Annotated in this window: 10 protein-coding genes; 4 read left to right on the top strand and 6 right to left on the bottom strand. The window is 69.7% G+C overall.

Translation table 11 applies throughout. From position 1 onward, the window contains the following. Window positions 1-379: 379 nt before the first annotated feature. Window positions 380-2,353 carry an AAA family ATPase gene (locus tag K6I34_RS24740; RefSeq protein ID WP_229328551.1) on the bottom strand — a complete coding sequence of 658 codons (1,974 nt, stop codon included), beginning with the start codon at window positions 2,351-2,353 and terminating at the stop codon, window positions 380-382. Between the two features lie 387 nt (window positions 2,354-2,740). Between K6I34_RS24740 and K6I34_RS38395 the strand changes: the two genes are divergently transcribed. Next, entirely contained in the window at window positions 2,741-2,875 is a 135-nt protein-coding gene (locus tag K6I34_RS38395) for a hypothetical protein (protein ID WP_275127142.1), read from the top strand. Window positions 2,876-2,996: 121 nt separating this feature from the next. Here K6I34_RS38395 and K6I34_RS24735 read toward each other — a convergent pair whose 3' ends face one another. Next, window positions 2,997-4,649 (bottom strand): DNA repair helicase XPB, encoded by a 1,653-nt coding sequence (locus K6I34_RS24735; protein WP_229328549.1) that lies wholly within the window; start codon window positions 4,647-4,649, stop codon window positions 2,997-2,999. A gap of 277 nt (window positions 4,650-4,926) precedes the next feature. Here K6I34_RS24735 and K6I34_RS24730 point away from each other — a divergent pair, with 277 nt between their 5' ends. Next, the gene (locus K6I34_RS24730) at window positions 4,927-5,406 is read left to right on the top strand and encodes a Uma2 family endonuclease (protein ID WP_229328547.1); all 480 of its coding nucleotides are present in this window, start codon (window positions 4,927-4,929) and stop codon (window positions 5,404-5,406) included. A 224-nt stretch (window positions 5,407-5,630) separates the two neighbouring features. Here the strand turns inward: K6I34_RS24730 and K6I34_RS24725 are convergent, their stop codons facing one another. After that, on the bottom strand, window positions 5,631-5,897 hold the full coding sequence (locus tag K6I34_RS24725; RefSeq protein ID WP_229328546.1) for a hypothetical protein: 267 nt from the start codon (window positions 5,895-5,897) through the stop codon (window positions 5,631-5,633). A 16-nt stretch (window positions 5,898-5,913) separates the two neighbouring features. On the opposite strand from K6I34_RS24725, the gene K6I34_RS24720 reads away from it, so the two are divergent. Continuing rightward, window positions 5,914-6,894 (top strand): helix-turn-helix transcriptional regulator, encoded by a 981-nt coding sequence (locus K6I34_RS24720; RefSeq protein ID WP_229328545.1) that lies wholly within the window; start codon window positions 5,914-5,916, stop codon window positions 6,892-6,894. Then, window positions 6,842-7,063 carry a DUF397 domain-containing protein gene (locus K6I34_RS24715; RefSeq protein ID WP_229328544.1) on the top strand — a complete coding sequence of 74 codons (222 nt, stop codon included), beginning with the start codon at window positions 6,842-6,844 and terminating at the stop codon, window positions 7,061-7,063. The genes K6I34_RS24720 and K6I34_RS24715 overlap by 53 nt, the downstream gene beginning before the upstream one ends. 340 nt (window positions 7,064-7,403) lie before the next feature. Here K6I34_RS24715 and K6I34_RS24710 read toward each other — a convergent pair whose 3' ends face one another. The 3 genes from K6I34_RS24710 to K6I34_RS24700 all read right to left on the bottom strand — a co-directional run. Then, window positions 7,404-7,802 carry a hypothetical protein gene (locus tag K6I34_RS24710; RefSeq protein ID WP_229328543.1) on the bottom strand — a complete coding sequence of 133 codons (399 nt, stop codon included), beginning with the start codon at window positions 7,800-7,802 and terminating at the stop codon, window positions 7,404-7,406. A 107-nt stretch (window positions 7,803-7,909) separates the two neighbouring features. Next, window positions 7,910-8,368, bottom strand: coding sequence for a hypothetical protein (locus K6I34_RS24705; protein WP_229328542.1), 459 nt, complete (start codon window positions 8,366-8,368; stop codon window positions 7,910-7,912). A 305-nt stretch (window positions 8,369-8,673) separates the two neighbouring features. Continuing rightward, window positions 8,674-8,923: WYL domain-containing protein (locus K6I34_RS24700; RefSeq protein ID WP_229328541.1), on the bottom strand; the 250-nt coding region annotated here is incomplete at its 5' end.

Below are 8,923 nucleotides of genomic sequence, written 5' to 3'. Positions count from 1 at the left end.
CCGCCGGATGTTGGCTGCCGGTAGGGGGCACCTGCGCCGGATGTCGGCTCTCCGCAGGGGGCCGGTTGTCCCTCGCCGCCGTGTCCCGCTGGGGGTGCAGGGGGCGAAGCCCCCGCCACGGCACCAGGCGGAGCAGCGCGCCCCGTCAGGGGCGCGGGGAACTGCGCGAGAAGTCCCCACCGGCCCGCAGACGCCGGACGAACGCAACGCACCGAGCCCGTAGGCGGCATTGAGGGGCGCGGGGCTGCGACATTGTGCGGCTCCGCCGCGTGGGCGCGACAAGCCCCCACCGGGGGCGCACCCGCGCGCGGAGCGCAAGACGCACCCCGGTAGGCGAGGGGGCCCGGGGGCGGAGCCCCCCGGTGGGTGACCCCTGTGGCTAGGCCAATTCGCCTGGCAGGGGCCTGGCGTGAAGGACCGTCAGGCCGGAGACGGCTCGCGTCAAGGAGACGTAGAGGCGCCGCAGCCCCGTCCGCGTGTCGGGCTCGCCGTCGACGACGGCGGACGGCTCGTCCAGGACGACGTAGTCGTACTCCAGACCCTTCGCCAGCGTCGCCGGTACCAGCGTCAGCCTCGCCTCGGCGCTCGTCTCCTCGCCCGGGGCGAGGAAGGGCAGGCCGTCGGCGGTCAGCGCGGCGGCCAGTTCCGGGATGCGCGCGTCGGCGGCGATCAGGCCGGTGGAGCCCTCGTGGGCCAGCGCCGCGCGGCACGCGGCGACCACCGCCGCGTCCAGTTCCTCCGCCGCCACGGAGCGCACCGCGAAGTCGCCCGGCGACTCGCGTACCGACGTCGCCTCGCGCAGCTCGGGCGCGATCGACGGCAGCAGGCGGGACGCGTAGGCGATGACCTCCCGCGGCACGCGGAAGCCCTGCGTCAGCTCCTCCACGGACGCCTCGGGCTTGCCCAGGTGCGTCAGGGCCTCCGACCAACTGCGGGTGGCCCAGGGCGTGGTGCCCTGGGCGATGTCGCCGAGGATCGTCGCGGAGCCGGTCGTGCAGCGGCGGCCCACGGCGCGGTACTGCATGGGGGAGAGGTCCTGCGCCTCGTCGAGCACCACGTGGCCGAGTGACGCGGTGCGGGAGACCAGGTCGGCCGCCTCGTCGATCAGGACCGCGTCCGCGGCCGACCACTTCGCGGACTTCACGCTGCGGGCCGGCTTCGCCCACAGGATCCCGGCCTGCTCCTCGGGCGTGAGCACATCCGACGCGTGCTCCGCCAGGAACTCCGCGTCGGACAGCAGCCGCAGCACCAGCTTCGCCGGGTCGACCTGCGGCCAGACCGCCTTCACCACGGCCTTCACGGCGGCGTTGCGGGCCACGGCGTCCTGTACCCGGTCGTCGGGCGCCTCGCCGGCGGCCTCCATCCGGACGAGCACGGCGTGCGCGATCCGCTGCGGCAGGGCGTCCCGGGCGGCGCCGTAGCGGATGTCGCGGTCCAGCAGCTCCCGGACGATCTCCTCGATCTCGTAGGCGGGCACCCGCCAGCGGCGCGAGCCGCGCACCACCACCAGCGGTTCCGTCGGCATCGTCACGCCGGAACGCACGGCCCGGCGCAGTACCTCCGCCATCCGCGCGTCGCCCTTGACGCACGCGGCGGCCGCCTCGTCGGTGCCGCGCGCCTCGACGTGGGCGACGAGGTCGTCGACCGTGGCCTGCGCGACGTTCAACTCGCCCAGGGCGGGCAGCACCTGCTCGATGTAGTGCAGGAACGACCGGTTCGGGCCGATCACCAGCGTGCCGGTACGGGCGAGGCGCTCGCGGTGCGCGTACAGCAGGTACGCGACGCGGTGCAGGCCCACCGCCGTCTTTCCCGTGCCCGGGGCGCCCTGGACGCACACCGTGCCGCCGATCCCCGCGCGCACGATCTCGTCCTGCTCCGGCTGGATGGTCGCGACGATGTCGCGCATCGGGCCGACGCGCGGCCGCTCGATCTCCGACTGGAGCAGCTTGCTCGCCTGCTCGGCGCCCGCCGTGTCGGTGAGGTCCTCGTCCTCGTACGCGGTCAACTCGCCGCCCGTGTAACCGAACCGGCGGCGCGTGCGCACGTCCATCGGGTCCTTCTTGGACGCCCGGTAGAACGGCTGCGAGACCGGCGCACGCCAGTCGATCACCATCGGGTCGCCGTCGGCGTCGTGCACGTGACGGCGCCCGATGTAGAACCGCTCGCCCTGGGCCCCCTCGGCCTGATCCGCTCCGGGCGCGTGGTGGTAGTCGAGGCGGCCGAAGAACAGGGGCGTGTGCGCGAGGTCGGCGAGCGCGGTGATCCGGTCGTCGATCTGCCGTTGCAGCACCGCGGCGTTGACCCAGTTCGCGGTCACGTCCTTGATGTCCAGCGCTTCCACATCCGCGCGCATGGCCCGCAGCGCGGCCCGGGAGACGGCGAGGTGGGCGCGCTCACGGTCGAGCGGGGAGCTGCTGGCTTCGGTCACTTGCTGCGCGGGCACGGCGGAGCCTCCGGGAGAGTGCTGTGGACGAGCGGGATCCCGCCGGTTGCCGACCGGACGGGGGCGCTCCCGGGGCGGGAGGCGGCAAGGCGGAGGATTCTAGCCAGCGGGCGGGCCGGTGCGCGAATGGTTTTTCGACCGGGTGTACGGGCTGCACGGCGCGCCCCTGGTCCCTCTCAGGGGCGCGCTCCCCCTTACGTAGGGCACGGCATGAGCCCTGGGGTGGAGGCCCCAGGGCCTGCGGTTACACCGGTGGACCGATGTGGCGGGGGGTACCCGGGAACCATCATGGACGACATGACCACCGCATCCGTCACCCCCGACACCACGCCCTTCTCCTTCGCCGCCGCCCTCCGCGCGCTCAAGGCCTTCGCCGGTGCGGCGGTGAGCGTCGCAGTCCTCGGCCAGTACGCCGACTCGCGCCGCGCCTGACCAGCACGCCCCGTAAGGGGCGCGAGGAACTGCGCGACCAGCCGCGAACGACCCGCAGCCGCGCGCCGAGCGCAAGAGGCACCCCAGTAGGCGCAACGGGAGCCCCAGGAGTGGGGCACCCCTAGACGGCATCCTCGCCCGCGAGCAACGCGTCCGCGTCCATGATCCGGTACGCGTACCCCTGCTCCGCCAGGAACCGCTGCCGGTGCGCTGCGAAGTCCTGGTCCACCGTGTCCCGCGCCACCACGGAGTAGAACCGCGCCTCGTGCCCGTCCGCCTTCGGCCGCAGGACGCGGCCGAGCCGCTGTGCCTCCTCCTGCCGGGAGCCGAACGTGCCCGAGACCTGGATCGCGACGGTCGCCTCGGGCAGGTCGATGGAGAAGTTCGCGACCTTCGACACCACCAGCACGCTCAGCTCGCCCGCCCGGAACGCGTCGAAGAGCTTCTCCCGCTGCGCGTTGGTCGTCTCGCCCTTGATGACGGGCGCGCCCAGGTGCTCGCCCAGCTCGTCGAGCTGGTCGATGTACTGGCCGATGACCAGCGTCTGCTCGCCCTTGTGCCGGGCGACCAGCGCCTCCGTCACCCGCCGCTTGGTCGCGGTCGTCGAGCAGAAGCGGTACTTCTCCTCGGTCTCCGCCGTCGCGTACGCCAGCCGCTCGCTGTCCGTCAGGTTGACGCGGACCTCGACGCAGTCGGCGGGCGCGATGTAGCCCTGCGCCTCGATCTCCTTCCACGGCGCGTCGAACCGCTTCGGGCCGATCAGCGAGAAGACGTCCGACTCCCGGCCGTCCTCGCGCACCAGCGTGGCGGTCAGCCCGAGGCGGCGGCGTGCCTGGAGGTCGGCGGTGAACTTGAAGACCGGCGCGGGCAGCAGGTGCACCTCGTCGTAGACGATCAGACCCCAGTCCCGGGAGTCGAACAGCTCCAGGTGCGGGTAGATGCCCTTCCGCTTGGTCGTGAGGACCTGGTACGTGGCGATGGTGACCGGCCGGATCTCCTTCTTCGTACCGCTGTACTCGCCGACCTCGTCCTCGGTCAGCGAGGTCCGCTTGACCAGCTCGTGCTTCCACTGGCGGGCGGAGACGGTGTTGGTGACCAGGATCAGCGTGGTGGCCTTGGCCTGCGCCATCGCGCCCGCCCCGACGAGCGTCTTGCCCGCGCCGCAGGGCAGCACGACCACGCCCGAGCCGCCGTGCCAGAAGCCCTCGACGGCCTGCCGCTGGTACGGCCGCAGGGTCCAGCCGTCCTCGCGCAGCTCGATCGGGTGCGCCTCGCCGTCGACGTACCCGGCCAGGTCCTCGGCGGGCCAGCCCAGCTTGAGCAGCGTCTGCTTGATCTGACCGCGCTCGGACGGGTGCACCGCCACCGTGTCCGGGTCGATCCGGGCACCGACCAGCGGCTGGATCTTCTTCGACCGGAGGATCTCCTCCAGCACCGGCCGGTCCGTGCTCTCCAGCACGAGCCCGTGCGTCGGGTGCTTGAGCAGCCGGAGCCGGCCGTAGCGGGCCATGGTCTCGGCGACGTCCACGAGCAGCGCGTGCGGCACGGGGTAACGGGAGTACGCCACGAGCGCGTCGACGACCTGCTCGGCGTCGTGCCCGGCCGCCCGGGCGTTCCACAGCCCGAGCGGCGTGATGCGATACGTGTGGATGTGCTCCGGCGCACGCTCCAGCTCCGCGAACGGGGCGATGGCGCGACGACAGGCCTCGGCCTGTTCGTGGTCGACTTCGAGCAGGAGCGTCTTGTCGCTCTGGACGATCAGGGGTCCGTTCACGCCTCACCTGTTCCTTCCGGCCAAACGTCCAGGGTATCGCCGCGGCCCCGGGAGCGGCGGGTGCGATCGGGGAATCCGGGACGGTGTCAGTGGTGGGCGTCACACTGAGGGGCATGGTGAGGGATGCCGCGCATGAGGACCACTACGGACCCTGGACGGTCGAGCGGGTCCTGGCGCTGGGGGAGGACCGCGGCCAGCGGCGCGAGCTGGTGGGGGAGGCGCTCCTGCTGTCACCGATGCCCGGGACGAAGCACCAGCGGGCGCTGTCCCGCCTGCGGTGGCTGCTGCATACCGCCGTCGAAGCGGTGGGGCCCCGGCCGAGGTGCTGGGGCCGGTCAATGTGGTGCTCCCCGACGGGCTCTTCGTCCCGGACATCGCCGTACTGGACGCCGCGGCCACCGCGGACGACCCGGTGGCGTGCGACGCCGAGGCCGTGCTGCTCGTGGTGGAGATCGTCTCACCGTCGTCCTCCGGCCGCCGCACCGACCGGCTGCTCAAGCCGCCGTACTACGCGGAGGCGGGCATCGAGCACCTGTGGCGGCTGGAGCTGGAGCCTGTACCCGCGCTGATCGTCTCGGAGCTGGAGAACGGCCGCTACGTGGAGCGGGCCGTGGCGGAGGCGGGTCGTACGACGCTGATCGAGAAGCCCTTCCCGGTCGAGGTCGATCCGGGGGCGCTGGTGCGGCAGGGGCGCTGGCGTCCTACGCGGTGGGGGCGCCGCGCGTGGACCCCAGCGCTCCGGTGGCCGTGCGCGTGAAGGCTGTCCCTGCGTCGCGTCAGGTCAGTCGGCGGTCACCCCGTAGCCGGGGTGCGCACGTGCGTAGTGCCTGAGCTCCGTTGTGACGTGCTCCGCGAGCGCCGGCGCGTCGCCCCGCCGGGCGGCGGCCTCCTTGGCCCGACGGAGGAGGCCGCATACGCCGCATGGGTTGCCACTGCTGTCGGATGGCATGGCGGGCGGCCCGCCCGTGTGCGGCAGGGGGATCACTCGGCGCCCTCGCCCTGCGTTGGCATGTAGACGAGCGTCACGGAGGGGCCGATCCAGCTGACGCGCTTCCGGAAGCCGGCCTCCCGGAGTTCGTCTGTGGTGGCCAGCCGCAGCGATTCCGGAGCCGCATCCCACTCCGCGCCGCCGCCGGGTGGTCGGAGCCGGGTGTAGATCTCGCCGTGGCCCACGAGTTCGCCCAGGCGATCCCGCTGCTTGTCCACCACCCATGTGCCGAGGCTGTAGGTCATCCATGGCGCTGACATTTGTTCGATCCTCCGTGTGTTCGGCCCTTGGTGGGCGGGCAACTCCCTTGTGGAGGCAATAGAGTTGCGGGCCAAAGGGGCGCTGAACAGCGCTTTGATGTTTCCAAGTGCCTTTGGAAAGCCGGTGGTTCGCGTGAGCGAAGGGACGCAGGATGGGCCGGAGTACTACGGGAGGGAGGTGCTGTACGCCCGGGAGCATGCGGGTGCGACGCAGACCGAGCTGGCGGAGGCGACCGGGTACAAGGTCCCGTACGTGAGCAAGGTCGAGAACGGGCACACCCTCGGGTCGGAACTGTTCGCTGAGGGATGCGACCGGTTCTTCAACACGTCTGGCTACTTCCTCCGGCTGCACCGGCGGATCTCGGACGCGGGGCATCCCGAGTGGTTCGTGCCGTACGTGAAGCTTGAGCGCCAAGCTCGCCTTATCGAGGGCTACTCGAACACGCTCATCATGGGCATTCTGCAAACGCCCGCCTATGCCGAGTCGGTTTTCCGGTCGGCCTATCCCCGCGAGAACGATTCGGAAATCAAAGCGCGCGTGGAGTCACGACTCACCCGGCACGGCGTGATAGAGCGCGCAGATCCCCCGCGCCTGTGGGTCATCCTCCACGAGGCCGTGCTCCGTATGATCGTCGGCAGCCGGGAGACGATGGGGGAGCAGCTTGAGCGCCTGCTGGAGGAGGCGCGACGGCCCACCACCACGATCCAGGTGTTTCCCAACGGCTTCGGCACTCCCGCCGCCCATCTGCCGTTCGTGCTGCTGGCTCCGCGAGGTGAAGGACCGACGGTCCTGTACGAGGAGATCAGGCACCACTCGCGAGTGGACGACTCGGTGTCCGCCGTTGCGGAGGCTCAGGACGTATACAACCGGCTTCGCGCGGGTGCGATGCCGCCCGAGCAGTCAACGGCGTTGATTCGCGACATCCTCAAGGAGATCACCAGTCATGAGAACAGCCACAGACTCCTCTCACGCGATATGGGTGAAGTCGAGTTATAGCGGTGGGACCGGCGGCGAATGTGTTGAGTTCGCGCCCGACCTCATATCGACATCCGGCATCGTCCCCATCCGGGACAGTAAGGCCGTCGGCGGCCCAGCTCTGGTCATTCCCTTGGCTGGTTGGTCCGTGTTTGTGACCCATGCCAAGAAGCTGAGGCCGGACGTGTAGCTTCGCACGGTCTCTCGTGGGCCATACGCCGCGGCAGCGGCTATAGCCATGTGGAGAGGGCATGAAATCGGGCTGCTGTGCGTCCGATGCTGTCTGTGCTCCGCCCGCCAGGCGAAGGACGGAGCGGCGGCGTTATGTCGCCGGTTCCGTCTGCGAGTGGCGTCGACGATCGACGGGTTGCTCTCGACGACACGGGAGGCGCTGCGGGACAAAGCCGGGCGTGCGCAGCGGAGGTGGGAAGGGGAAGGGCCGTTTCGGTTTGTTGCGACCTAGAGTGCCGACCGTTTCGGATCAATAGGCGGTGGTCTCAAACCGGGACAGGCGGATCGCATGCCGACTCTCATGCGGCGATGGCTGCCAAAAGAGCGTCAACGTCTGCATAGTTCGCCGTGCCGTCCCGGCCGTCGTGGTGACTGGTGACCTGGTAGTACATGCGTCCGGCTTCCTCGGCGACGACGTGAACGGCGGTGAAGTCTCCGGACTGCCCCTCAATGATCCACATCGGTTCAAGGTCGCGCAGCGTGAAGATCCACCCTTGCTCCTGCGGCAGAACCTTGGCCAACGCCCGCCACCAATGCAGCGCGTCAACGACCTGATTGGCGTCCCACGTCTCCTCGTAGAAGCCGATGAGTAGGGCCAGCCGGATTGCTTCTTCATAGGGAAGGACGACTTTGGCCTCAGTGCCCTGCCCGGCGTTCAGCAGTCGCCCCCGGAGCAGCCGCGCACCATCCAGATCCATTCGCGTTCCTCCCGGTCCGTGGTTCGTTGCGCGCGAGCATAGCCCTGCCAGTGGATGTGCCGCATCCGTCTGGCAGGGCTACAGGTAAACCGCTCGGGGCAGGGGGGTCAGTGCTGGAAGATGATCTTCCCGTAGGGGTCAACCCGGAGCGATGTGCCGGTAACCGTGCTCCCGTCGTTCAGCTCCACCCACATGTCGGTGTACTTGATGTTCTGGTAGTACCCGGCCCATAGGGCTGTTTCGTAGGCTCCATTGCTCCGCTTCTCGGCCCATGCGGTGTCGTTGTTGCCACTGTTGTTGATGTAGGTGGTTCTCACCTTGGGGTAGCACCCCACGGTTATCAGTGCGGCCGAGTTGTAAGTCATGCCCGATACGAACACATGCTTCCCGTGCCATCCGGGGAAGCCCTGGGTGTCGGACTGCACCCAGTTGTACGCACACGCCCTTCCCACCGCACCCTGGGTTTGGGGGTAGTGGGGCCCTTCAGCCGATGCCGCAGTAGCGGTGCCGATGACTGCCGCTGCGGCAACAGCGGCCGACCCGAATGCCTTCTTCTTCCAGTTCATATAGCAACTCCTGTAGCTAGCTTGAGCTTGCAGAGGTGCTTGCGATTGGCGGGGGCAGGAGTTACTCCTGCTGCCACTGGTAAGTGACATTACGAACTATTGGCCAGGGCGTGAAACTTTCTGAGGGTTACTGGCCGGATCCGTCCGATACCTTGGCCTGAACATGGTCAACTCTCGGTTGTTTCCAGAGGAATGACCAAGCAGCTATTGGGTGAAATGGTAGGTGTTCTGTGTGTTGATCCCTGCGTGAGCGAACTCATAGGGGACGTGAAGTAGCTGCTGCCGTTGGCCAGCACCCACGGGCGTCACGCGTGGTCGTCCGCCAGTTCCGCCACCCCCGTGATCCGGTGCAGCGGATACGTGCGGATCTCGTCCGCCGTGTGGTCGTAGGCCGTGACGAAGCCGCCCTCCACCCGTACCGGGGCGATGACGCGCTGGCTCGCCGCGCCCTCCGCGTTGACGTAGCCGATCCAGACCGGGGTGCCGGTGAGGACGGCGGCCTGGACGGCGGCGAGGGTGTCGGCGGAGGTGGGGCGGGGGAGACCGACGGGGCTG

Origin of the sequence: Streptomyces sp. UNOC14_S4 (genome assembly GCF_020740835.1) — a bacterium.
Lineage (GTDB): Bacteria > Actinomycetota > Actinomycetes > Streptomycetales > Streptomycetaceae > Streptomyces.
Note: the sequence above shows the minus strand (reverse complement) of the source record. Positions and strands in the feature narration are given on the sequence as shown.